The sequence below is a fragment of the Streptomyces sp. NPDC045026 genome (assembly GCF_056432625.1).
This window is the reverse complement of record NZ_JBWKIS010000001.1, coordinates 617,173-641,541: the sequence shown is the minus strand read 5'-3', so window position 1 is coordinate 641,541 and position 24,369 is coordinate 617,173. Positions and strand designations below refer to the sequence as shown.

At 68.9% G+C, this 24,369-nt stretch carries 20 protein-coding genes; 9 read left to right on the top strand and 11 right to left on the bottom strand.

The annotated features are described in order from the left end of the window. Both cydB and AC07EJ_RS02855 read left to right on the top strand, forming a co-directional pair. On the top strand, positions 1–1,002 hold the full coding sequence (gene cydB, locus AC07EJ_RS02860; protein WP_478883606.1) for a cytochrome d ubiquinol oxidase subunit II: 1,002 nt from the start codon (positions 1–3) through the stop codon (positions 1,000–1,002). A gap of 256 nt (positions 1,003–1,258) precedes the next feature. Continuing rightward, the gene (locus AC07EJ_RS02855; RefSeq protein WP_478883605.1) at positions 1,259–3,571 is read left to right on the top strand and encodes an FdhF/YdeP family oxidoreductase; all 2,313 of its coding nucleotides are present in this window, start codon (positions 1,259–1,261) and stop codon (positions 3,569–3,571) included. Between the two features lie 178 nt (positions 3,572–3,749). On the opposite strand, the gene AC07EJ_RS02850 is transcribed toward AC07EJ_RS02855, so the two are convergent. Continuing rightward, positions 3,750–4,829 carry a MerR family transcriptional regulator gene (locus AC07EJ_RS02850; RefSeq protein ID WP_389481799.1) on the bottom strand — a complete coding sequence of 360 codons (1,080 nt, stop codon included), beginning with the start codon at positions 4,827–4,829 and terminating at the stop codon, positions 3,750–3,752. Positions 4,830–4,973: 144 nt separating this feature from the next. Here AC07EJ_RS02850 and cpt point away from each other — a divergent pair, with 144 nt between their 5' ends. Both cpt and AC07EJ_RS02840 read left to right on the top strand, forming a co-directional pair. Continuing rightward, entirely contained in the window at positions 4,974–5,507 is a 534-nt protein-coding gene (gene cpt, locus AC07EJ_RS02845; RefSeq protein WP_393585205.1) for a chloramphenicol phosphotransferase CPT, read from the top strand. Positions 5,508–5,563: 56 nt separating this feature from the next. Continuing rightward, the gene (locus AC07EJ_RS02840; RefSeq protein ID WP_393585203.1) at positions 5,564–6,343 is read left to right on the top strand and encodes an SDR family NAD(P)-dependent oxidoreductase; all 780 of its coding nucleotides are present in this window, start codon (positions 5,564–5,566) and stop codon (positions 6,341–6,343) included. Between the two features lie 68 nt (positions 6,344–6,411). Here the strand turns inward: AC07EJ_RS02840 and AC07EJ_RS02835 are convergent, their stop codons facing one another. Then, the gene (locus AC07EJ_RS02835; protein ID WP_478883604.1) at positions 6,412–7,005 is read right to left on the bottom strand and encodes a DinB family protein; all 594 of its coding nucleotides are present in this window, start codon (positions 7,003–7,005) and stop codon (positions 6,412–6,414) included. Between the two features lie 232 nt (positions 7,006–7,237). Here AC07EJ_RS02835 and AC07EJ_RS02830 point away from each other — a divergent pair, with 232 nt between their 5' ends. Continuing rightward, on the top strand, positions 7,238–8,653 hold the full coding sequence (locus AC07EJ_RS02830) for a hypothetical protein (RefSeq protein WP_478883665.1): 1,416 nt from the start codon (positions 7,238–7,240) through the stop codon (positions 8,651–8,653). A 110-nt stretch (positions 8,654–8,763) separates the two neighbouring features. Here the strand turns inward: AC07EJ_RS02830 and AC07EJ_RS02825 are convergent, their stop codons facing one another. Then, positions 8,764–9,552, bottom strand: a complete 789-nt coding sequence (locus AC07EJ_RS02825; RefSeq protein ID WP_389481790.1) for an SDR family NAD(P)-dependent oxidoreductase — start codon at positions 9,550–9,552, stop codon at positions 8,764–8,766. A gap of 259 nt (positions 9,553–9,811) precedes the next feature. Then, positions 9,812–10,861, bottom strand: coding sequence for an Lrp/AsnC family transcriptional regulator (locus AC07EJ_RS02820; RefSeq protein ID WP_478883603.1), 1,050 nt, complete (start codon positions 10,859–10,861; stop codon positions 9,812–9,814). A 130-nt stretch (positions 10,862–10,991) separates the two neighbouring features. On the opposite strand from AC07EJ_RS02820, the gene AC07EJ_RS02815 reads away from it, so the two are divergent. Continuing rightward, the gene (locus AC07EJ_RS02815; RefSeq protein WP_478883602.1) at positions 10,992–12,281 is read left to right on the top strand and encodes an amidohydrolase; all 1,290 of its coding nucleotides are present in this window, start codon (positions 10,992–10,994) and stop codon (positions 12,279–12,281) included. 69 nt (positions 12,282–12,350) lie between these two features. On the opposite strand, the gene AC07EJ_RS02810 is transcribed toward AC07EJ_RS02815, so the two are convergent. After that, the gene (locus AC07EJ_RS02810) at positions 12,351–13,088 is read right to left on the bottom strand and encodes a class I SAM-dependent methyltransferase (protein WP_393585199.1); all 738 of its coding nucleotides are present in this window, start codon (positions 13,086–13,088) and stop codon (positions 12,351–12,353) included. A 162-nt stretch (positions 13,089–13,250) separates the two neighbouring features. Between AC07EJ_RS02810 and AC07EJ_RS02805 the strand changes: the two genes are divergently transcribed. Both AC07EJ_RS02805 and AC07EJ_RS02800 read left to right on the top strand, forming a co-directional pair. Then, complete coding sequence (locus tag AC07EJ_RS02805; RefSeq protein WP_478883601.1) at positions 13,251–14,486, top strand: hypothetical protein; 1,236 nt, start codon at positions 13,251–13,253, stop codon at positions 14,484–14,486. A gap of 73 nt (positions 14,487–14,559) precedes the next feature. After that, the gene (locus AC07EJ_RS02800; RefSeq protein ID WP_389481776.1) at positions 14,560–15,198 is read left to right on the top strand and encodes a GntR family transcriptional regulator; all 639 of its coding nucleotides are present in this window, start codon (positions 14,560–14,562) and stop codon (positions 15,196–15,198) included. Positions 15,199–15,331: 133 nt separating this feature from the next. On the opposite strand, the gene AC07EJ_RS02795 is transcribed toward AC07EJ_RS02800, so the two are convergent. The 6 genes from AC07EJ_RS02795 to AC07EJ_RS02770 form a co-directional block, all read right to left on the bottom strand. Further along, positions 15,332–16,543: an amidohydrolase gene (locus AC07EJ_RS02795; protein ID WP_389481921.1), complete on the bottom strand. Its 1,212-nt coding sequence runs from the start codon at positions 16,541–16,543 to the stop codon at positions 15,332–15,334. A 121-nt stretch (positions 16,544–16,664) separates the two neighbouring features. Next, positions 16,665–17,669, bottom strand: coding sequence for an ABC transporter ATP-binding protein (locus tag AC07EJ_RS02790; protein ID WP_389481774.1), 1,005 nt, complete (start codon positions 17,667–17,669; stop codon positions 16,665–16,667). Beyond that, on the bottom strand, positions 17,666–18,679 hold the full coding sequence (locus AC07EJ_RS02785) for an ABC transporter ATP-binding protein (protein ID WP_389481771.1): 1,014 nt from the start codon (positions 18,677–18,679) through the stop codon (positions 17,666–17,668). The genes AC07EJ_RS02790 and AC07EJ_RS02785 overlap by 4 nt, the downstream gene beginning before the upstream one ends. Then, complete coding sequence (locus tag AC07EJ_RS02780; RefSeq protein ID WP_389481768.1) at positions 18,679–19,680, bottom strand: ABC transporter permease; 1,002 nt, start codon at positions 19,678–19,680, stop codon at positions 18,679–18,681. The genes AC07EJ_RS02785 and AC07EJ_RS02780 overlap by 1 nt, the downstream gene beginning before the upstream one ends. Before the next feature lie 62 nt (positions 19,681–19,742). Beyond that, a complete protein-coding gene (locus tag AC07EJ_RS02775) occupies positions 19,743–21,461 on the bottom strand; it encodes an ABC transporter substrate-binding protein (protein ID WP_478883600.1) in 1,719 nt (572 codons plus the stop codon). Positions 21,462–21,547: 86 nt separating this feature from the next. After that, the gene (locus AC07EJ_RS02770; RefSeq protein WP_389481919.1) at positions 21,548–22,555 is read right to left on the bottom strand and encodes an ABC transporter permease; all 1,008 of its coding nucleotides are present in this window, start codon (positions 22,553–22,555) and stop codon (positions 21,548–21,550) included. A 359-nt stretch (positions 22,556–22,914) separates the two neighbouring features. On the opposite strand from AC07EJ_RS02770, the gene AC07EJ_RS02765 reads away from it, so the two are divergent. Beyond that, on the top strand, positions 22,915–24,369 hold the full coding sequence (locus AC07EJ_RS02765) for a chlorohydrolase family protein (RefSeq protein ID WP_478883599.1): 1,455 nt from the start codon (positions 22,915–22,917) through the stop codon (positions 24,367–24,369).

Genomic DNA, 24,369 nt, shown 5'->3' with positions numbered 1-24,369 from the left:
ATGCACCTCCACGATCTCTGGTTCATCCTGATCGCCGTCCTGTGGATCGGCTACTTCTTCCTCGAGGGCTTCGACTTCGGCGTCGGTGTCCTCACCAAGCTGCTGGCCCGCGACAGCACCGAGCGCCGGGTCCTGATCAACACCATCGGCCCCGTGTGGGACGGCAACGAGGTCTGGCTGATCACGGCCGCCGGTGCGACCTTCGCGGCCTTCCCGGACTGGTACGCCACGATGTTCAGCGGCTTCTACATCCCGCTGCTGATCATTCTGTTCTGCCTGATCGTGCGGGGCGTGGCCTTCGAGTACCGGGCCAAGCAGTCCGGTGCGCGCTGGCAGCGCAACTGGGAGGAGGCCACCTTCTGGACCTCGCTGGTGCCCCCGTTCCTCTGGGGCCTGATCTTCGCCAACGTGGTCCGCGGCCTCGCCATCGACGCGGACAAGTCGTACGTGGGCGGCCTCGGGGACCTGTTCAACGGATACGCGATCCTCGGCGGCTTCATGACACTGGTGCTGTTCGTCACCCACGGCGCGGTCTTCACTGCACTGAAGACGCTCGGCGAGATCCGTGACCGGGCCAGGACGCGGGTGACTCAACTCGGGGCGCTGGCAGGGATGTTGGCGATGGCGTTCCTGATCTGGACGCAGGTGGACTCGGGCAACGGCTGGAGTCTCGGCGCGATGATCGTGGCGTTCGCGGCGCTGGCCGGGGCGCTCGTCGTCACCCGGCTCGGGCGTGACGGCTGGGCGTTCATGCTGTCGGGGCTGACCGTCGTGGCGGCGTTCGCGATGCTCTTCCTCGCCCTGTATCCGGACGTCATGCCGTCGACGCTCAACCCCGACTGGTCCCTGACGGTCGCCAGCGCCGCTTCGTCGTCGTACACGCTGAAGGTCATGACGATCGTCGCGGCGGTGTTCACGCCGCTCGTGCTGATCTACCAGAGCTGGACGTACTGGGTATTCCGCCGGCGGATCGGCGTCCAGCACATCCCGACGGGTCACTGATCAGGCGGCCTGTCGATCCCGGGCTGCCGGCGTACGCCCGCGCCACCTGCTTATTTCTCGCCGGAACCCTTGACCGATCGGCAGGACGGACGGCTCCGTGCCCTGTGGCGACGTGGGCAGCAGGCGGACGATCTGGTTGCCGCGGGCGACGGTGATCCCGGGCAGGTGGCGCCCATTGATCGACCGGCATAGCCTGACTGGAACTGGAGTTTTGTCGGCTTATGCCCCTAACTGCATGGTCGAAGGGTTGAGTGTCTTGAGCATCGACAGTGAGGCGCCGGAAGAACTGGAACCCAGGGTCGGGCCGATCCCCAAGGAGGATCCGGAGTACCACCCTTACCACCACCCGGCCGCCGGGTGGGGTGCCGCGAAGAGCGTGACCCAGTTCCTCGTACGGGAGCGCGAACTGGTCGACGGCCCGCGGGCGATCATGAAGATGAACCACGAGAACACGGGCTTCGACTGTCCCGGCTGCGCGTGGCCGGACGACACCAAAGGCCTGAAGCTCGACATCTGCGAGAACGGCATCAAGCACGTCACGTGGGAGATGACGCGCAAGCGCGTCGAGCGTGACTTCTTCGCCGCCCACTCGGTGACCGAGCTCTTCGAGTGGAGCGACTTCCAGCTGGAGGACCAGGGCCGGCTGACCGAGCCGATGGTCTACGACCCCGATACGGACCACTACGTCCCGATCAGCTGGAAGGACGCGTTCGAGCTCGTCGGCAGCACGCTGCGCGGCCTTGAGAACCCGAACCAGGCCTCCTTCTACACGTCCGGCCGGCTCGGCAACGAGGCCACGTTCCTCTACCAGTTGATGGCCCGTGAGCTGGGCACGAACAACCTGCCCGACTGCTCGAACATGTGCCATGAGGCCAGCGGCCGCGCCATGACGGCGTCCCTGGGGACAGGCAAGGGAACCGTCGACCTGAAGGACTGGGAGAGCGCGGACGCGCTGTTCATCATGGGGGTCAACGCCGCCTCCAACGCGCCCAGGATGCTCACCGCACTCGCCGAGGCGTACCACCGCGGCGCGCAGATCGTGCACATCAACCCGCTCGTCGAAGCGGCTGCCACCCGCACCATCGTCCCGCACGACTTCATGGACATGGCGCTGTTCAAGACGACGAAGACCAGCACCCTGAACCTCCAAGTGCGGATCGGCGGCGACCTGGCGCTCCTGCGCGGCATGGCCAAGGCGGTCATTGAGGAATCCGAGCTGGACCCCAAGGCACTGGACCAGGAGTTCATCGACCGCCACACCACCGGCTTCGACGCGTACCGGGAGCTGTGCGAGAACACGTCCTGGGAGGAGCTGGAGAGGCAGTCCGGTATCAGCCGCGACGACATCCTCAAAGCGGCGCGTGTGTACTGCGACGCCGACCGCAGCATCATCAGCTGGTGCCTGGGCCTTACCCAGCACGAGCACGGCGTCGACACCGTCCGCGAGATCATCAACCTCCTCCTCCTGCGCGGCAATCTGGGCCGTGAAGGAGCCGGCCCCTCCCCCGTGCGCGGTCACAGCAACGTCCAGGGGAACCGCACCTGCGGCATCGATCACCGCCCCGACGACGCGTTCCTGGACCGCCTCGCCGAGAGCTGCAAGATCGACCCGCCGCGTGAGCACGGCCTGGACACCATCGGCACCATCCAGGCCATGCGCCGGGGCGACGTGAAGGTGTTCATCGGCATGGGCGGCAACTTCGCCCTCGCCGCGCCTGACTCGCCGATCACGTACGAGGCCCTGCGCAACTGCGACCTCACGGTCCAGGTGAGCACCAAGCTCAACCGCAGCCACCTCGTCCACGGCCGCAAGGCGCTCATCCTGCCGTGCCTCGGCCGCACCGAGAAGGACCACCAGCGCAAGGGCATCCAGAGCACGTCCGTCGAGGACTCGATGAGCATGGTGCACATGTCCGTCGGCATGAAGCGCCCCGCGTCGCCGCACCTGCTGTCCGAGCCCGCGATCGTCGCGGGCATGGCCCGCGCGGCCCTCCCCGCCAGCTCCACCCCGTGGGAGTGGTACATCGAGGACTACGACCGCATCCGCGACACCATGTCGCATGCGCTCGACGGCTTCGAGGACTTCAACCGTCGCGTGCGCCTGCCACTGGGCTTCCGCCTGAAGCAGCCCGCCCGCGAACTGGTCTTCCTCACGCCGTCCGGCGGCGCGGAGTTCTCCGACGCCGCCCTGCCCGACGTCGTCCCGGCGCCCGGCACCCTGGCCCTGGGCACCATGCGCTCCCACGACCAGTGGAACACCACGATCTACTCGGACAACGACCGCTACCGCGGCATCAAGAACCTGCGCGAACTCGTCTTCATGAACAATGCCGACATGCGCGAGCGCGGCATCTCCGAGTTCGAACCCGTCGACATCACCAGCACCGCCAGGGACGGCAGCCACCGCTATCTCAACGGCTACCTCGCCATCCCGTACGACATCCCGCGCGGCTGCGCGGCCGGGTACATGCCCGAGATGAACGTGCTGTGCGCCCTCGTCGACTACAGCACGCAGAGCGACCAGCCGATCATGAAGCACGTCAAGGTGACCATCGAAGCCGCCACCTGACTGGAGAACGCATGAAGGCGGGGCCCCGGCCGGGCTGACGACCGACCGGGGCTCCGCCGCGTTCGGCAGCAGCCGGCTTGTGGCGGTGGGCGGGTGCGGGGATGTGCGTTGACGTGACGGGTCCCTCGCACCCGCTGGTCACTTGCCGGGGGGGACGACGAGGCTGATCGGCGAGGCCCTACTGCTCGAGCTCGATCACGTCGGCGACCACGCACCCGATGTTGTCGGGACCGCCGACGCCGTTGGCAAGGGCCACGAGAGCGCGGACCGTGTCATCCGGCTCCCCGGTCTCGGCCAGCACCCGCCGGATGTCTTCGCTCGGCACGACGGTCGACAGTCCATCGGAGCAGAGCAGATACCGGTCCCCCTGCTGCGCGTCGTGCAACCGCATGTCCGGGGTCTCGTCGGCTCCTTGCCCCAGGGCCCGCGTCAGCAGCGACCGCTGGGGGTGCGAGAGAGCCTCTTCCGCGCTGATGCGCCCTTCGTCGACCATCGACTGTACGAGGGTGTGATCGTGCGTGATCTGGAACAGCTCTCCAGCACGGAGGAGATGGACGCGGGTGTCGCCGATGTGGACGAGGGCCAGCTGGGCGCCCGTCCAGAGCATCGCGGTGAGTGTCGTGCCGGCGTCGTGAGGTGTGGAGCGGGCCGCCGGGACGCCGTGCACGGCCTGCCTCGCCTGTTCGACGGCGTCTTCAAGGACGTTGAGGAGATCGCCCGCGGAGATGGTGTCGGTTTCGAGGCGCTTGAGTACGTCGACGGCAGCGGCGCTCGCGTCGGCTCCTCCGCTGCCGTAGCCATCAGCGACAGCGAGCAGTCGGGACCCGGCATACGCGGTGTCCTGGTTGCTCTCGCGGACGAGTCCGGTGTCGGACAGCGCGGCGTAACGGATTCCCAGGGGCTTTGCGGTCGGGGACACGGCGGGGTCCTTCCAGGAGAGGTGATCGATGAGGAAGGTGGCGAGGTTTCGCCGTGCGGCGGTGTCGGCTTCGACCCCGGCCCAGAACGCGCGTATCTCCTGCGCCGCCTCGGCCGCGTCCAGCGCGCTGACGTGCTGGATACGGGCCAGGGGCATTCCCAGGCGCCGGAGCCAGGCGACGAGTCGGGCCTGGTCGAGCTGTTCCGGCGCATAGAGGCGGTAGCCGGTCACCGGGTCGACGCGGGCCGGGTTCAGCAGGCCGAGCTCGTCGTAGAGACGGAGCGCCTTCGGCGACAGCCGCGACGCCTTCGCGAACGCACCGATGGTCAGGAGCCCCATGCTCACCCTCCTCTTCATGCCGAGCACGTCGCCCGGCCTCACCGATGCTGTGGCCTCCCCCAGGGTGAAGGTCAACGGGCACATTCTGTGCCGGGGGCGAGAACACTCGGGAACACCCCTGGCGGGTGCCGCTAACCTGACTCGGTGACGACTCAGGTGATCGTGTTGAACGGTGGGTCCAGCTCGGGAAAGTCCGGGATCGCCCGATGTCTGCAGGCGGTACTCCCGGATCCGTGGCTCGCCTTCGGGATCGACTCGCTGATCGAGGCAATGCCCCCGTCCATGCAGGCGTCGGGCGAAGGAATCGAAATCGCCTCGGCCGGCGGGGTGACCGTCGGGGCGGCGTTCCGGGAGCTGGAAGCAGCGTGGATGCAGGGGGTCGCCGCGACAGCCGGAGCAGGCGCCCGGATCGTCATCGATGACGTCTTCCTCGGCGGGGCGGAGTCCCAACAGCGGTGGCAGAAGGCTCTGGGTGGACTGAGCGTGCTGTGGGTGGGAGTCAGGTGCGACAGCGAGGTCGCCGCGGGCCGCGAGATCCTCCGCGGGGACCGGGCCCAGGGGATGGCCGCATCGCAGGCGGAGACGGTCCACCGGGGTGTCGTCTACGACCTGGAGGTGGACACCACGCACACCGAGTCCTTGCAGTGCGCGCGGACCATCGCGGCCCAGGTCAAGTGACCTCTGCGAGACGGCCCGGACGCGGTCACCATGCAGGCGCCGTTTAGGGTGCGGTCATGACCTCGCAGAACTACCTCTCCGAACTGTTCTCCCTCGACGGCCGGACCGCTGTGGTGACCGGCGGCAGTTCCGGCATCGGCAAGGCCATCGCCGGGGCGCTCGCCCGCGCCGGGGCGAGTGTGGTGATCCTGGCACGCAAGGAGGCCGAACTCGTCGCCACCGCTGACGAGTTGACGGCGCAGGGTTGCCGGGTGGCCTGGGTGAGCGCGGACCTGAGCACCCGCGACGGGGTGCGGGCAGCGGCGGAGCAGGCGGCCGGGGTGTTCGGCGAACCCGACATCCTGGTCAACAGCGCCGGGATCAATCTGCGGCCCCCGATGAGCGAACTCGGCGACGAGGTGTGGGACACCACGATGGCGCTGAACCTGGAGGCGCCCCACCTGCTCGGCCAACGGTTCGGCCCCGGCATGGTCGAGCGCGGCTTCGGGCGGATCATCCACATCACGTCTCAGCAGGCGCACCGGGCGTTCGTCCAGAGCGGCGCGTACGGGGTGTCCAAGGGCGCCCTGGAGGCGCTGGCCCGCTCGCAGGCCGAGGCCTGGTCGCCGCACGGCGTCACCTGCAACACGCTCGTGCCGGGCTTCGTCATGACCCCGCTCAACGCACGCTTGTCGTCGGATCCGGAAAAGGTGGCCGCGCTGGCCGCCCGCACGATGGTCGGTCGCAACGGCCTGGCCGAGGACTTCGCCGGAGCCGCAGTGTTCCTGGCAAGCCCTGCATCCGCCTACGTCACCGGCCAGGCAATCTTCGTCGACGGCGGATTCTCGGTTCACTAGGCGCCCAGCGCGGCCCAGCGGCTCGTGAAGGGCTCAACTCCCTTACACATCACGCCTGCTGAACACCCCTACGCATCACGGTCGGCTGCCCGGGCCGCACGCTCCAGTCGGTCGCGATGGTCCTCCCACCACGCCGGGTCGTCCGAGGGCATGTTGTCGTTGCCCTTGTTCATCCCCACGGCGCCGTCGACGAGTTCGCGAATGATGTCGGCGTGCCCGGCGTGGCGGTGCGTATCGGCAATGACGCGTACGACGGCATGGTTCAACGTCACCTCGTCCTTGCCGCTGGGCCACCACGGCACCTTGCCGATCGTGTCCAGCGGCAGCGCGTCGATCGTCGCGTCGGCATGCGCCCACGCCCGCCGGTAGAGCTTCACGATGAACTCGCGCGACTCGTCCGCGGTGACCCACATGTCCGCGTTGGGCTCGGCGCCCTCTTCGACCCAGGGCAGCGGCTCACCGGACGGCCGTCCGAAGGTGTCACCGAGGTAGCCGAGTTCCACACAGGCCGCGTGCTTCAGCAGGCCGAGCAGGTTCGTACCGGTGGGCGTCAGTGGTCGGCGGATGTCGTACTCGGAGAGCCCTTCGAGCTTCCACAGCAGGGCATCGCGGGCGGACTGGAGGTAGAAGTGAAGATCAGCTTTGGGGTCCGATGCGGTCATGGGACAATTCTGCCGCCCACGCGGGCGTCGTTCAGCCTTACTCGGCGAACAATATGAACGCTACTGATCACGTCATGTGATTCCGGCTCCGCCGTCCCTAGCATCTCCCCCGCCGCGCAACGGTGCGCACCGCAGGACGAGGAGTAGCCACATGGGTATGGCCACACGCATCGCATCAAATTTCCGCAGGAGGTCCGGGAGTCGGGGCCTTCGGCGCAGCCGACACGCGGCGATGGTTGCGGGTATCGCGGGTCTGGTCGCCTGCGCACTCCCCGTACCGGCTTCAGGTTCGGCTTCCGCTTCACCGGCCACCGCTGCGAGCGGACCTGCGTCCGCAGCCTGCCCCGCGAATCTGGCCGGGAAGGCCACCTGTTACACCGGCCAGGACTCGAACGGCGCCTACTACGCGATCGCCGTCCCCAAAGCGTGGAACGGCTCGCTCATGGTGCACGCCCACGGCGGCCCCGACCTCGGCGCGGGCTCCGATCCGGACCGCAGCGTCGACGACCTGAGCCGCTGGGCGGTGATGGTGGACGAAGGCTACGCCTGGGCCGGTTCGTCGTATCGGCGCGGTGGCTACGGGACGCGGATGGCCGCCGCCGACACCGAGAATCTGCGTCGTCTGTTCGTGACCGAATTCGGAAAGCCGAGGCGCACCTACGTTCACGGCCAGTCCTGGGGCGGCAACGTCGCCGCCAAGGTCGTCGAGACCTACGGCGCGGCCAAGCACGGCCCGTACGACGGAGCCCTGCTCACCAGCGGCGTTCTCGGGGGCGGCTCACGCGGGTACGACTACCGGGTCGACCTGCGCGTGGTCTACCAGTATTACTGCCGCAACCATCCTCGGCCCAGCGAGCCTCAGTACCCGCTGTGGGAAGGACTGCGGGTCGACTCGGCCATGACGGCGGCGGGGCTGCGGGCGCGCCTTCAGGAGTGCACCGGGTACGCCTCGGACCCCAAGGAGCGGACGGCGGCTCAGCAGCGCAACCTCGATGACATCCTCGCGGTCACGAAGATCCCCGAGCGCACCCTCGAGTCACACCTGCGGTTCGCGACGTTCACGTTCCGCGACATCGTGCACAACCGCCTGGGCGGGCGCAATCCGTTCAGCAATCAGGGCGTACGGTATTCCGGTTCCCACGACGACCGGGCGCTCAACGCCGGGGTCGAGCGTTTCTCGGCCGACCCGAGCGCCGTACGCGACCTGTCCTACGACAGCGACCTCACCGGCAAGGTGACCATCCCCGTTCTCACCATGCACGCGATCGACGATCCCACCGCGTTCGTCGAGCACGAGGCGGCCTACCGGGCCGGCCTCCAAGGCGCCCACCGGGAACGGCACTTGGTGCAGACGTTCACGCGGGAGAGCGAACACAGTGAGCTGAGCAACTCCGAGTACGCCAACTCGATCTCCGCGCTGGACGCCTGGGTGCGGACCGGGAAGAAGCCGGCACCACGTGCGATCGCGGCCTCGTGCGCCGCGTTCGACCACAGGTACGGCACCGGTTGCTTCTACGATCCGGCCTTCACTCCCCGTTCCTACGCGTCACGGGTCAACCCGCGGCCGGGCGGCCTGCGTTGGCCCGCCATGACCGTCGCCCAGGAGAAGACCTGGAGCCGGATCGACGGCGTGGGAATCGCCCCATGAGACTGTCCAAGACCGCCTGAGATCGCCTGAGATCGCCTGAGATCGCCAACGTCGGACTCGTCCCGATGTCGACGCAACCGGGGCCTGGTCCCGTCCCGTTCCCGGTGTGATCACACCGTGGTGATCATGCCGCCGTCGATGACGAAGTCGGAGCCGGTGACGTTGGCGGTACGGTCGGAGGCCAGGAGCAGTACGAGTTCGGCGACCTCCTCGGGGCGGGTGAATCGGCCCGTCGCGGTGCCGCTCGCGACATGTTCGACGACCGCGTCCGCCTCAAGTCCACCGGCCTGACCGACAGTTGCCGCCACGCCGTCCTTCGCCAGCCACATATCCGTGGCGACAGGACCCGGACTGACCGTGTTGACGCGGATACCGCGCGGTCCCAGCTCCTTGGACAGCGACTTGCTGAAGCTCAGCAGGGCCGCCTTCGCCGCGGAGTAGTCGATCACGAGCGGGTCGGGCAGGCGGGCGTTGATGGACGCGACCGTGATGATCGACCCGGCGGTGTGCTGGAGCATCAGTGGCAGGACCTCGCGGGTGGCGCGTACGGAGGCGAGGAAATTGATGTTCAGGGTGGTCGTCCAGTCCTGGTCGGTGACGGACGAGAACCCTCCGGTGCGTGGCCGGACCGCTCCGACGTTGTTGACCAGGATGTCGGGTGGTCCGAAGGCGGAGGCCGCCGCCTCGACGAGCGTGGCAGGCCCGTCCGGAGTCGCCAGGTCCACCTCGACGGCCCGGACGGACCCTGCCTGGGCGAGGTCCGCCAGCTCACCGCCCACGTGGCGCGCCCCGGCCGTCACCCGGACGCCCTCGGCCACGAGGGCCTTGGTGATCGCCAGTCCGATGCCCTTGCTCGCACCGGTCACCACCGCGGTTCTGCCCTGCAACTTCAATTCCATGGGGCGCCTTTCTGCGCCGAGCGGCGACCGGCCACCGCACGAACGGGACGGCGTTTCACGATACGGATTTCGGGGCCGCGCGCGGCGCGACGCGCGGCAACGCCCTGTGGCGCGAAATGGGGGACATGGTGGTGTGGTCGGCGGCCGGCATTGCCGTAGCTGGATCGGTCACGATCGCGGCCCACGGCTGATGCAGGACGGCTCATGCAGGACGGCTGATGCAAGACCGCTGATGCAGGAAGCACACCGCGGCCTCCCCTCACAGAGTGGTGCGCGGGCCGTCCCACGGGACATGGCCCACCGCCCGGCCGTGCGGGTCGAGGAGTCGGCCCATGCGCTTGGCGGTGATCAGCGTGACCGTGCGGTCGAGCACGCGCAGATCCGGTAGCTGCTCACACATGTGGGCCTCGAACCCCGTGACATCCTCCGTCGTGCGCAGCCAGGCGATGACCAGGAGGCTGGCGCTTCCGCTCACGGCGCTGCACAGCCGGACCTCGGGCATGAGGCCGAGGGCGCGTGCTGCCGCGGCCAGTCGGTGGGCGGGGAGGTCGATGCGGTAGGTGGCGGTGAGCGGCCAGCCGGCGGCGCTCTGGGCGAAGTCGCAGCGGAAGTGGACGGACCGCGTCTCCATCAGCCGCTGGAGTCCCCGGCGCACCGTCGCCTCGCTGACGTCGAGATCTCGGGCCAGATCCTGGTGGCTTCGCCGCCCGTCCTGGCCGAGCGCGGCGATGAGTGCCGCGTCGGCGGTGGCCGCGGTCCGGGAACGACGCGAAGGTTGCTGCTGGGGCACCAGGAGTGAGCGCTGCTGCCGGTCCAGGGCGCGCATGCGCCAGCCGCTCCCCTCCTGGAAGAGGCGCAGGCCGAGGTGGACGGCCGTGGCCTCCACGCCGGGCGCGGTGGGCAGATCCCGGCGGACGAGGGCCGCGAGGGCGGCCGGCGTCGGGGCGGCCACAGTGAGGAAGAGATCGAAGTCGCCCGTCACCTCCTCGACGCTGAGGACTTGCGGCAGCTCGCACAGGTGGCGCGTCACTTCGTCGACGGTGTTCGGTCGGCAGCGCACGTCGACGTAGGCGAAGCTCGTCGTGCTCGCGGACGGGTAGACCGTCAGCCAGGCCAGCCCCTGGCCGGCCAGTCGGTGCCAGCGCCGGGCAGCGGACGTGGCATCCACGCCGAGTGCCGGCCCGATCTGTGACCAAGGGGCACGCGGGCTGTGCTGGAGGGCTTCGATCAACGCCAGGTCCGACTCCTGAAGCGAACCGGCCGCCGTATCCCGGCGGAGTGGCGGGGCATCAATGCTGCTATCGGGCATGACACACACTTCTCCGTCGAATTCCTGCGTTGCCACGGTTGAGTGATCAACGATCCCCATCCTGGACACACTTCGGCCCCGGTGTCGACCCCCGACCCCCGGACCTCGCCGGAGACCTGGGAGGACTGACATGGAGACCGACGGATCCCTGACCGCTGCCGCGCCGCGCGAGGGCGTTGCCCTGCGGGACGGCCTCGACGCCCGGCTGCCCGGCCTCGGCCTGATCTACCGCGATCTGCACTCCCATCCCGAGCTGTCCATGCAGGAGCACCGCACGGCAGGGATCGTCGCCGCGGCGCTGCGCGGGCAGGGCTGGGAGGTCACGGAGGGCGTCGGCGGGACGGGGGTGGTAGGGCTGCTGCGCAACGGCGAAGGGCCCGTGGTCGCGCTCCGGGCCGACATGGACGGTCTCCCCGTACGCGAGGCGACCGGGCTCGACTACGCGTCCACGGATACGGCGCTGTCGCCGGACGGCGATCGGGTGCCGCTCATGCACGCCTGCGGCCACGATCTGCACACGGCGGCCCTGCTCGGCGTCACCGGCCAGCTGGCGGCGCACCGGGAACTCTGGCGCGGCACGCTGCTGGCGGTCTTCCAGCCGGGGGAGGAAACGGCCGCCGGGGCCAGGGCCATGCTGGCCGACGGTCTCCTGGAGCGCTTCCCGCGGCCCGACGTGGTGCTCGGACAGCATGTGGGGCCGCTCCCCCTGGGGTCGGTGGCCACGCGCCCCGGCGTGGTGATGGCCGCGGCGGACAGTCTCAGGGCGCGTCTGCTCGGGCGCGGCGGGCACGGTTCGGCTCCGCACACCACGGTCGACCCCGTGGTCATGGCGGCGGCGACCGTCATGCGCTTGCAGGGCATCGTGGCCCGCGAGGTCTCGCCGACGGAGTCGGCGGTGGTCACGGTTGGCTCGCTGCGGGCCGGCACCAAGGAGAACATCATCCCCGACGAGGCCGAACTCAAGATCAATATCAGGACGTTCGACGCCGCCGTGCGTGAGCGGGTGCTCGCCGCGGTGCGCCGTACGGTCGAAGGGGAGGCGGCGACCTCCGGCGCGCCTCGTCCCCCGGAGTTCAGCGAGCTCAACTCCTTTCCCTTGACCGTCAATTCGGACGGGGCGACGGAGCGCGTCATGCAGGCGCTCGGAGCGGGTGGCGCCCAGGTGCACACCCTGCGCTCCCCGCTGTCGGGCAGCGAGGATTTCGGTCTGCTGGCCGCAGCGGCCGGATGTCCGTCCGTCTTCTGGTTCTTCGGCGGTACGGAGCCCAGCAGCTGGGAAGGATCCGACCCGGCCGGCGAGCAGCCGTCCACCGTGCACGGCAACCATTCGCCGTTCTTCGCACCGGTGGCGGAGCCTGCGTTGCGCAACGGGGTCACGCATCTGCTCGACGCCGCCGCGGAGTGGCTCGACTCGGTGTGAACCCGGCGCCGGTGCCGGTTCGGGGCCGCGTCAGGCGCGGCTGAGCCGTGGGGTCGTGAGGCAACGCGTTCAGCCGCGGCCCTCGGGACGCCGTGCGACGAAGACGAACTCCCGGCCGGGTCGGTCGGCAGCGTCACGAACCTCGTCGACCACGAAGCCCCGCGCGATCAACTGCTCCTCGATCTCCGGCCGTTCTCGGAAACGCAAGGTCGAATCGGACGTCAACACCTCACCGTCCTCAGCGAATACGTAGGTCCAGCGGAACGTCACCAACGGCCCACTGACGTCGGTGACCTCGACCGAACTCTCGACCACACCGACTCCCGGGATCCGCGTCGCCGAGTACGACTCCTCGCGGTTCCACTCCTCCCAGGCACGCCTGGCCGGGTCCCGGGTCTCGAACACGAGACGGCCCCCGGGCCGCAGTGCCTCGTACGCCCCTCGCAGTGTCTCCTGCCAGAGGATCGGATCGACGACGGCTTGCGCGACGTTCGCCGTCATGGTCGCCAGATCTGTCCGCAGGGGCGGGAGCCCTGTCGCATCACCGCAGATCCAGCGCACCCGCTCGCTGCCGGGCTTGGTCCGTGCCACATCGACGGACGCCCGCGCGGGGTCGACCCCTACGACCTCGATCCCGCGGTCGGCCAGCAGCAGGGCGAACACTCCCGTCCCGCATCCGATGTCCAGCACCCGACGTGCTCCGAACTCCTCCGCCATACCCACATACGCGTCGAGATCGCTGCGATCAGGATCGAGCGCGTCATACACGGCGGCGAGCCGTGGATGCTCAAAGCTCTCATCAGCCATGCCGCCGAAAGTACAGCGGACACCTCCTACTCACGCAACCGCAGGATCCCGTGCAGGGCGGCGCCATCCACCTGCCGGCTCAGTGATCCGGCTGAGTAGGATTCCCCGCACCTCGCTCCGAAGGGTGAGGCACAGGGCGGGGATTCGGGCAGTGAGGGGCACATGAGATCCGGAATCGGGGACTTCGTCCGCGCGGGAGTGTGCCTGCTGCTGGCCGTGATACTGCTCGGGGCGTCCTGGCCGCTGTGGCAGTTCGCGCAACAGGCACGTCAGGACGACGTCGACTTCTCGAAGGTGGCCATCGTCGAGAACGGTCATCGCACGGGCCAGTTGAAGGTGTGCGGAGATGTGTACCGCAAGCCGAACTGCGTGCAGCGGGAACGCGTCACCCTGCGGGATGCCAACTACTCGATCAAACGCTCCCGCACCAAGTACACCCTGGAGCTGACCCGGTCCGGCCACCGCACGTTGGAAGTTTCCTACAGCGAGTACCGCTCCCACGAGGAGCGGGACTCGGTGTACGGGCGGGCGCGGGCCGGCGAGCCGGTGACCCTGCTCTGGTGGCGCGGATCGGTACGCATGATCCAGGCCGGGAAGGACGTCGGCGACGACAGGTCCGTCGTGCGAACCAGCCACTACCCGGGACGGCTCTTCACCGCGCCCGCGGCCCTGGCGTCAGCCCTGTGGGGGCTCGGGCTCGGGCCGCTGTGGGCGGGGATGTGGCTACTGCTGCGCGGGCGGCGCAACCCCCTGACCATGGCGTGGCAGTGGTTGGCCCCCGTACTCGCCCTCGCCACCGCGGGCGGCATCGGGGCGTTGGCGGCATTGGTCGAACCCCGGCCCCGAGCGGTGGTTCTGAGCTTCGCGGTGGCGGCCGTGGGCCTGCTCGTACCCGCTCTGCTCTGGCTGCGTCGGTGGACGCGGACCAGGCTGCCGCGCAAGTGCGACGTGGAGCCCGTGGAACCGGTCGAGGTGCACGCGGTGGACGGCGCCGTCTGCGGCACCGGGCCGTGGAAGCTCGCCATCAGGGGCCCGCTGTACGTAGGACCCGACGTCATCGGCACGACACCGGACCCGGGGGCGAAGGTGGCGTTGAAGCCGCTGCCGGGCCCGCTGCGGGTGATCACCGTACGGCCGCCGTACCGCAGCGACCCGCGCGCCGTACGCCGGTACTCGATCCAGCCCTACCTCGACGAAGAAACACGCGCGCGAAGAGCTGCGAATACCCACTGGTACAACTCCCGCTCCCAGCAGATGCAACCGACCCACCCCCTCGTCGCCGTCTGCGAGGTCCTCGACGGCCCGGGCCGCGGCTCAGAGGTACTCATAGGAGCACCGGAGCAGGACATGCCGGAGGTACTGGGCGCCATCGCCGCCCATGCGCGGCGCCGGTCGTGAGCGGGGCAGAGGCGTGAGCCACCTCGCCCCGGCGTCACACCACATGCTTCGGCAGCCGTGCGAGACTCGGGGTATGGCAGGTTCTGGGGAGTTCGAGCCGGAGTCGGAGCGGGTTACGCGGCAGCTCCGGGACGACATTCTCGACGGTGTGCGCAAGCCCGGCAGCAAGCTCGTCGAGCGCGACCTGGCGGCGCAGATAGGGGTGAGCCGCGTGCCGGTTCGCGACGCTCTGCGCGTGCTCGTCGCCGAGGGTCTTGTCACTCCGCGCCCGCGGACATGGGCGGTCGTCAGGGAGTTCACGCCTACGGACATCGCGGATCTCAACGAGGTCCGTGAGGCGCTCGAGGTGATGACCTTCCGTCTCGCCGCTCAACGACGTGACCGCGCCGGCCTCGGGCAGCTGCGCGCGAACGTGGACGAGGAGCTGACGGCCGCGCGCGCAGGCGACGCCGTTCGCGCCCGGCGCGCGGCGGCCGACTTCCACGAGACCGTGACGTCGATGGCGGCCAACGCGTTGCTGAGCGAGCTCGAAGGCACGTTGCGCAGCAGGATGCGCTGGCTGCTCAGCCGACACGACAACCTCATGGCGATGGCTCTGGAACACGAGGCCCTCTACGCCGCTGTCGCGGAGCGCGATGTAGCACTCGTCGAGGAACTCGTCGTCCAGCACCTGGAGAGCAGCCGCCGCGCCATCGCCGACAAGCGGCGCTGACCGCAGCTCGTCCGGCCAGTTGCACCCGCAGGGTGACGGGCGTGTCCCGGCCGGACACCCCCGTATGCCCGGACACCCCCGTATGCGGGGACGGCTGATGCTCGGGCCCGGCCGCGGGCCCGCGGGTCTCGGATCAGCCCCGTACCAGCTCCAGTTGGTCGGCCACGACCACTCCGTCGTGCAGGACGGTGCGGTCCGTGCCGCGGTCCATCACCGCGCTCGACGGTGTCTCGCCGTCGACGAGCAGCAGGTCGGCACGGTCGCCGACCGCCAGGCCGGGCCGGTCGGCGACCCCGGCCGGCCCGGCCACCTCGTGGCTCATGATCGACGCCCCGCCGATCGTCGCGACCGCCAGGGACATCTCGATCAGCTCGTCACGGCGGAAGTTGTTGGTGAAGGCCAGCTGCCAGGTGCGGTCGAGCATGTCGCAGTTGCCGTACGGGCTCCAGTAGTCGCGCTGGCCGTCCTCGCCCAGGCCCACACGGACGCCCGCCTCCGTCAGGTCCACCAGTGACAGCTGTCCGCGCGCCGACGGCGCCACGGTGGCCATGGCGATGTCCAGCTCCGCGAAGTCGTCGATGATGCGGCGGCTCACCGACTCGGAGACCGAGCCCAGTTCGTAGGCGTGGGACATGGTGACCTTGCCCTGCATGCCGAGCGCCCGGGTGCGCTCAAGGATCAGGTCGGTGGAGAACACGCCCAGCTCCCCGGGCTCGTGCAGGTGGATGTCCACCTCGACCTGGTACTTCTCGGCAAGCCCGAACACCACGTCCAGGTGGCCCTTGGGATCCCGGTCCAAGGTGCAGGGATCGATGCCGCCCATCACGTCGGCGCCCGCCTTCAGCGAGGCCTCCAGGTATTCGACGGTGCCCTTCTCGCGGAGGATGCCCGCCTGAGGGAACGTCATGATCTGGACTTCGGCCCGACCGGCGAACTTCTCCTTCGCGGCCACCACTGCCTCGAACTTCTCGAGCTTGCAGTCCACGTCGACCTGGGCGTACGACCGCACGCGGGTGGTGCCGCGCGCGATCATCCGCTCCAGTGTGCCCGCGACGCGCTCCACGAGCGGGACCTCCGCCGAGCGCCAGTTCTCCCGGTCGTTCATGGTCATCGTCCACACTCCCGGGCCGCCGGTGTGCGGCCGGAACGGCAGGCCGATCCGGGTCGAGTCCAGGTGCACGTGGACGTCACTGAACGACGGCAGCAGCAGCCGGCCGCGGCCCTCCAGCACTTCGCCGGCCGGTTGCGCGGCCGGGTCGTGCGGGCGGATCGCCGCGATGCGGTCGCCGGACAGGACGACGTCGCTGCGCTCGCCACCCCACGGACGGACGTCACGGATCAACACTGCTGTCACCTCTCTGTTGTGCCTTGTTGCGCTTGTGCCTTGTTGCGCTTGCACCTTGCTGTGCTTGTGCCTTGTTGCGCTCTGTTGCGTGGTGCTGCTGTTCATGTGGCCATGGGCCTGGTTACCCGGCCGTCGTCTTGGCGGGTGTCTCGGCGGTGACGTCGGTGTGGTGGCAGGCGATGTCGCCGCTCGGCACACTGTCCGTGCACAACTGGCGGCGCTGCGGGTCCAGTTGCGCATGCACGGGACACCGGGACCGGAACACGCAGCCGCGCGGAGGTTCGGCCGGGCTGGGCAGATCGCCCTTCAGCCGGATCCGTCCGCTCCGGTCCGCCGCCGGGTCCGGCTGCGGTACGGCGGACAGCAGTGCCCGCGTATAGGGATGTTCCGGAGCGCCGAAAACCCTTGAGGTGTCGCCGTATTCCATGATCTTGCCGAGGTACATCACCGCGATGCGGTCGGCGAAGTGCTGGACCACCGACAGGTCGTGGGCGATGAAGAGGTAGGCCACGCCGGTGTCCCGCTGGATGTCCTCCAGGAGGTTGATGACCTGCGCCTGTACCGAGACGTCCAGGGCGGACACCGGTTCGTCGCAGATGATCAGCTGGGGGTCCAGGGCGAGCGCCCGTGCGATGCCGACACGCTGTTTCTGGCCGCCGGAGAACTCGTGCGGGAAGCGGTTGTAGTGGTCGGGGCGCAGCCCCACCCGGTCCATCAGGTCCCGCACCCTGGCCTTGATGCCGCCGGCCGGGGTGATCCGCTGGGCGAGGAGCGGTGCGGCGATCGCGCTGCCCACGGACTGGCGGGGGTTGAGCGAGGACGAGGGGTTCTGGAACACCATCTGCACCCGGCGCCGGTATTCCTGCAGTTCCGAGCGGCGCAGTTCGGCGATCTCCCGTCCGTCGAGCCGGACACTCCCGGACGTCGGCTCAAGGAGGCGCATGAGAAGGCGGCCGGTGGTCGACTTGCCGCAGCCGGACTCCCCCACCAGGCCGAGAGTCTGTCCGGCGCCGACCGAGAAGCTGACGCCGTCCACGGCCTTGATCACGCCGCCGCCGGGCCTGAAGCCACGGGAGCGGATCGGGAAGTGCTTGGTCAGGTCGGTGACCTCCAGCAGCGGCGTCATCGGGCCACCTCTCCGGTCGGTTGCAGCGTCTCCAGGTGGCAGCGCGACGGGTGCCCGTCGAGCCCGGTCAGCATCGGGCGGCGCGTACGGCAGGCGTCGTCGGGCACCAGGTCTGTCTTCGGGCAGCGGTCGGCGAAGAGGCAGCCCTCGGGCAGCGCCAGCAGCGACGGTGGGAAGCCCGGGATCGGCTTGAGCCGCTCGGACCGGCCGGCCAGCGACGGCATGGATGCCAGCAGTCCCTGGGTGTAGGGGTGTCGCGGGTCCTTGAACAGGTTCGCCACGGTCGTCCGCTCCACACACTCCCCGCCGTACATCACCACGACCTGGTGACACACCTCGGCGACCACGCCGAGGTCGTGGGTCACCAGGATCACCGAGGTCCCGGTCTCGTCCTGCAACTCGCCGAGCAGGTCGAGGATCTGGGCCTGCACGGTGACGTCGAGGGCGGTGGTGGGTTCGTCGGCGATCAGCAGCTCGGGTTCGCAGACGAGGGCCATGGCGATCATCGCGCGCTGCCGCATGCCGCCGGAGAACTCGTGCGGATAAGCCGAGTAGCGGCGCTTGGGGTCGGGGATCCCGACCCGGCCGAGCATGTCGACGGCGACCTGCGCCGCGGCCTTCTTGGAGACGTCGTTGTGCACCCGGTAGGCCTCGGCGATCTGGGCGCCGACGGGGTAGAAGGGGTGCATGGCCGACAGCGGGTCCTGGAAGATCATCGCGATCTTCTTGCCGCGGTAGGCGCGCATCTGTGTCTCGGTGAGCGAGTTGAGATCCTGCCCGTCGAGGAGGATCTGTCCGGTGACGGCGGCCGTGGTGTCCTTGAGCAGGCCCATGAGCGCCTGGGACGTGACGGTCTTGCCGGAGCCGGATTCGCCGACGATTCCGACGGTTTCCCCGCGCGCCAGGGTCAGGTCCATCCCGTTGACGGCGTGCACCACGCCGTCGTCGGTCGGGAAGCTCACCCGTAGATCGCGGATGGCCAGCATGGGCGCTTCTTCGGGCGTGGTCATCAGGCGACCCTCACTCGGGGGTCGATCACCGCGTAGGCGATGTCGACCAGGACGTTGGCGACAATGATGAAGAACGCGGCCATCATGGTGATGGCCATGGTGACGGGCAGGTCGCCGGCCTGCGCGGCGTGCACCGCGGTGAATCCGACGCCCGGCACCGAGAAGATCTGCTCGGTGAGTACGGCGCCGCCCAGCAGGCCGCCGATGTCGAGGCCGAGCATGGTGACCACCGGGGTGATGCCGGCGCGCGCGCCGTGCTTGAACACGACGTTCCGCCGGGACAGCCCCTTCGCACGGGCGGTGCGCATGAAGTCCTCGCCGAAGGTCTCCAGCATGTTGCTGCGGGTGACCCGGATGTACTGGGCGCTGAACAGCACGGCCAGCGCCACCCACGGCAGCAGGTAGTTGAGGAACCAGCCGCCGGGCCCCGCCGCGTCGAACGGCGTGGCGATCTCGTTGGTGGTGAACGGCAGCAGGTCCAGCGTGCTGACGAACAGGAGCAGCAGCAACAGGCCCGTCACCGGAATGGGCAGCGATACGCCGACGGAGGCGCCGCCGACGATCAGCTTGTCGGCGAACCGGCCCTTGCGGAGCGCCGCGAGCAGGCCGAGGCCGACACCGGCGATGGTCCACAGCACGATCGCACCGCTGGCCACCGACAGGGTGTACGGCAGGGCCCGGCCGATGATCGTGGTGACGTCCTCGTTGGTCTGGAACGACTTGCCCAGGCACGGCCAGTTGCACAGGGTCTCGGCGCCGGGCGCGCCGACGGTGTGACTGCTCACCAGCCCCGACATGTACGTGAAGTACTGGGTGAGGAACGGCTTGTCCATCCCGAGCGCGACCCGGGCCTCGGCGATGCGCTGCGGTGTGCACTCCTGACCGCAGGCCGCCGCGGCCGGATCCGCCGGGCCGAGCTGGAACAGACTGAACGTCACGAAGCTGATGACAAACAAGAGCACGATCATCGCGACGAAGCGCCGCATCAGGAAACTGGTCATGAGTGCGACCTGCCGGCTCGGGATGAACTCACCGTTCAATTACCTCTCTTGTGCAGCGGGCTTCAGCGCTCGGCGCCGACGATCGACAGGTCGATGGCTCCGAAGAAGTACCCCATCTGGGCGCCTCGGACCTTGGAGCCGACCACGCTGCTGGTGTAGCTGCGCACCAGGGGGACCAGGGGGTAGGCCTGCATGGTCCGGTCGAAGAGGGTGGCCCACTTCTTGCCCAGTTCCTCGCTGGTCCCGTTGGTGCCGCGCAGCTTGTACATGTCGCGGGAGATCCTCGGGTCGTGGAAGCGCGGGATGTTGGAGAAGCCGTAGGTCTTGCCGTCCAGGCTCGGCCCCACGTTCGGGTCGACGGTGGTGCGCACCGAGCCGCTGTCCGCGCCGCCGCACCAGCCGCTGCGGGCGATGTCGGGCATCTGGTCGCCGGCCAGCACGGTGTAGTAGTTGGCGGCCGGGATGGGGCGCAGTTGCAGGTCGATGCCGAGCTTCTTGAAGTTCTGCTGGAGCACGGTGCCGACGTTCTTGTACCGGGCGTTGGTGTCCGCGTAGCCGTACACCAGTTTCTTGGGGACCTTCTTGCCCTTCAGAAGCTTCTTGGCCTCGTCCAGCTTCGGCTTGCCCGTGGGATCCAGGTCGGTGTGCTGGGCGACGTATCCGCGCTGGGCCGGGTTGATGTACGACTGGGCCACCTTGCCGAAGCGTGCGCCGCCGTACTGGACCTGGATGGCGCCGCGGTCGATGGAGAGTGCCATCGCCTTGCGGACGTCGGGGTCCTTGATGGTCTCGGTGTTGAAGTCGAGCACGTCGGTGCAGCCCAGCAGTCCGGCGGCGGTGCGCGTCCTGACCTTCGGGTCGTTGAGCTTGGCCGCGTCGGACGCCTGCAGTCCGCCGTTGCCGTCCAGCGTGATCGCCGTCGGGTCCGAGTCGGCGAGCAGTTGCTGGCTGATGGTGGCCTGGGCTGTGGACAGCGAGAAGGTGAACGTGTCCGGCAGGGCGGGCCTGTTGGGGTCGGTCGCCGGGTTCCACTGGTTGTTGCGGACGAGCTTCATCGAGCGTCCACGGTCGTACGACTTGATCTTGTACGGGCCCGACGAGACCGGGTGGTTGGTGTAGTCGAGCTTGGTGTCCTTGCCCTTCGGCACCGGCGCCGTGTTCGACCGCGACACCAGCGCGGGGAACTCGGCGAACGGCTGCTTGAGGTGGAAGACGACGGTCCGGTCGTCGGGGGTGTCGATCGCCTTGAAGTCGCCGCCGGAGTACGGGCCCTTGTAACCGTCGTCGGCCAGGGCCGAGTTCAGCTCCTGCGGGGCCTGCGTGTAGACGTCGCGGGCGTAGGTGCGCTCGACGCCGTACTTGATGGCCTTGCTGGTGATGGGCGTGCCGTCCTCGAACTTCAGCCCCTTCTTGAGGGTGTAGGTCCAGGTGAGGCCGTCGGCGGAGGCCTTGCCCAGGTCGGTGGCCAGGTCCGGCACGATGGTGGGCGGCCGGCCGGCGGTCTCCTTGGCCATGGTCAGGGTGCGGTAGTACAGCTGCCCGACGTTGGCGGTCTGTACGTAGTTGCTGTTGCCGGGATCCAGGGTCTGGAAGTCGGAGGACATCAGGACGTTGATGTTGCCGCCCTTGGTGGTGTAGCCCTTGCCGACCGTCACGGGCGCGTAGGCGTCCGCCTTGGCGCCGGCTCTGTCACCGGGGGTGGGCTTGGGGCCGCCGCAGGCGGTGAGGGCCAGCCCGGCACTCACCGTCAGGGCGAGCGCCGCCTTGGTGCTTCGATTCACTGCGTCTCCTTGCGGACGGGAAAGGGATGGCGCGCGTCAGGGGCCGATCCGAGGCGGATCATGTGTGTCGCAGAGGGGGAAGTGGTTCAGCTTCGGGACGACTTGGGGTCGAGGGCGTCCCGGACCGCGTCGCCGAGCAGGTTGAAGGCGAGCACGGTGATCACCAGTGCGCCGGCCGGGACGGCCAGGAACCAGGGATCGGAGAGGTACCAGTTCCCCGACTGGGCCGCGTTGAGCATCTGGCCCCAGGAGGGCGTGGGGTCCTTGACTCCGACGCCCAGGAACGAGAGGGCCGCTTCCGCGGTGATGTTGGTGGGGATCATCATGGTCGCGTAGACCAGCACCACCCCCATCACGTTCGGGATGATCTGCCGGAAAATGATGCTCCGGTGGGAGGCACCGTAGGCCTGCGCGGCCTCGACGAACTCCTGCTGCCGGATCGAGAGCACCTGGCCACGCACGACTCTGGCCAGGTACGCCCAGCCGAAGAAGCCGAGAATGATCACCAGTGAGGCGATCGGCACCAGGCTGCCCGAGTCGAGAGCGGTGCCCCTCAGCCGGGACTGCAGGATCGGGGTCAGCGACAGGACGAGCAGCAGGTGCGGGAAGGCCAGGAACAGGTCCATCACGCGGCTGATCACCATGTCGACCTTGCCGCCGAAGTATCCGGCGGCCGCGCCGAGCACGGTGCCAAGGACCACCGACACCACCGTGGACAGCAGCGCGATGGTGAGGGAGATCCTCGCTCCGTAGGCCATGCGGGCGAAGATGTCGCGCCCGAGCCCTGGTTCGAGACCGAGCCAGTGCTCGCCGGACGGGAAGCGGTAGTACGACAGCGGCAGACCAGGTGTGTCGAAGTCGTCCAGGAAGTCGGGCCCGGTGCGGGCGGTGAACGGGTCGGAGCCCTCGATGGCCGCCAACACCGGGGCCAGGACGGCGAACAGCACCATCAGGGCCACCACTACCAGCGCGGCGACGGCGATCCGGCTGCGCCGGATGCGAAGCCACGCCGTGCCGAGCAGCGATCGCGCGGTGGCGACCTCGGCGGTCGGCTCGCGCTCGGTTGGTGCGGCCTCGGACTCCGGCGAGGGCAGGGTGGCCAGCTGCCCTTCGGAGGGCTCCGGCGCGCCGGAGCGGCGCGTCCGACTCGGCGACTCATACGGATCCGGCACGTCGGTCCTTCGGCGCTCGGGGGTGTGGGTGGCCGGAACGGTATACCAAGAATCGCGGTTTCCACCAGGGCGATGTGACATCCGGCGCATCACCGTTCCGCAGACCCCAGATCAGCTCTACTTGCCTTGTCGTCGGCGGGTTATGGTCGTGCCGAGCATTGCGCGAGCCCGTGTCGGTGACTCGCCCGCCTTGCGCCACAGCCACCCGCACTCCGGGGCATTGGTGGCCTGTTCGCGCACTTGGTGTACCAAATCTGAGAGGGATGTCGATGAGAACCTTGGTGACCGCTTCCTGGGTGATCGCCCACGACGGACGCTCACACGTGGAGCTCCCGGACGGCGCTGTGCTGATCGACGGCGACACCATCGTCGACGTGGGCGCGCGCACCGAACTCGACCGCCACCAGGCCGACGAGCACATCGACCTCGGCGATGCGGTGATCACCCCCGGCCTCATCGACCTGGACGCCCTCACCGACATCGACCACCTGATCCTCGACTCCTGGGCCTCCCCGGATCTGTCCTCGGGCTTCACCTGGTCGACCGACCACTTCGACGCGCGCCGCGCGGTGTTCGACGCCGCGCAACGACGAACGGTGCGCGAGTACGCGCTGACCCAGCTCGCCCTGCACGGCGTCACCAGCTACATGCCGATCGCGTCCGAGGTGCACAGCGACTGGGCCGAGACGTACGAGGACTTCGTTGCGATGGCCGAGGTGTCCACGAAGCTGGGTCTACGTGCCTTCCTCGGGCCGTCGTTCCGGTCCGGGGTCAACGTGATCGGCGCGGACGGCAAGCGCACGGTGCGGTTCGACGAGGAGGCGGGCCGGCGCGGTCTGACAGACGCGTTGCGCTTCCTGGACCACACGACGCAGCTCGCCGATCCACTGGTGACCGGGGTACTGCTCCCCTGCCGGATCGAAACCCTCACGCCCGACCTGCTCCGCGATGTCGCGCAGGCCGCGAACCAACGCGGCACGCTGGTACGCCTGCACGCCCTCCAAGGTATGTCGGAGCGCGACTTCATCCAGCACGCCTACGGACGGACGCCACTTCAACTCATCGCCGAATCAGGGCTGTTGTCGGACCGGCTGATCATTCCGCACGGTGTGGTGCTGGACGTGCACCCCGAAGTGTCCGGTGCCGACACCGGGGATGTCACGGTGCTAGCCGACGCGGGTGTCTCGATCGTGCACTGCCCGCTGACCAACGCCCGGTACGCCCACAACCTGCACACGTTCGCCGGCTACCGGGCACAGGGGGTGAACCTGTGTCTCGGCACGGACTCCTTCCCGCCGGACCTGATCCGCGGGATCGACGTGGGTACCCAGGTCGCCAAGATCCAGGCCGGTGACCTGGGGCAGAGCCATCTCGCCGGCTACTTCGAAGCGCTCTGGAGCGGTGGCGCGACCGCCCTGCACCGGCCGGACCTCGGCCGCCTTGCCGCGGGGGCCACCGCCGACCTCTCGGCGTTCGCACTCGACGACTTCCGCATGGGCGTGACCGAGGATCCGCTGCGCACCCTCGTGCTCAACGGCACAGCGCGCGACGCGGTCCTGACGATGGTCGCGGGCAAGGTGGTCATGCGCGACGGCTCGATCCCCGGCGTCGACCTGCCCGCCCTGAGGCGAGCGGGGCAGCAGCTGTTCGACGTGATGCGCGCCTCGTATCCGGAGAGGGACCATCGGCGTCGCTCGGTGGACGAGCTCTTCCCTCCGGTGTTTCCGCGGAGGTAG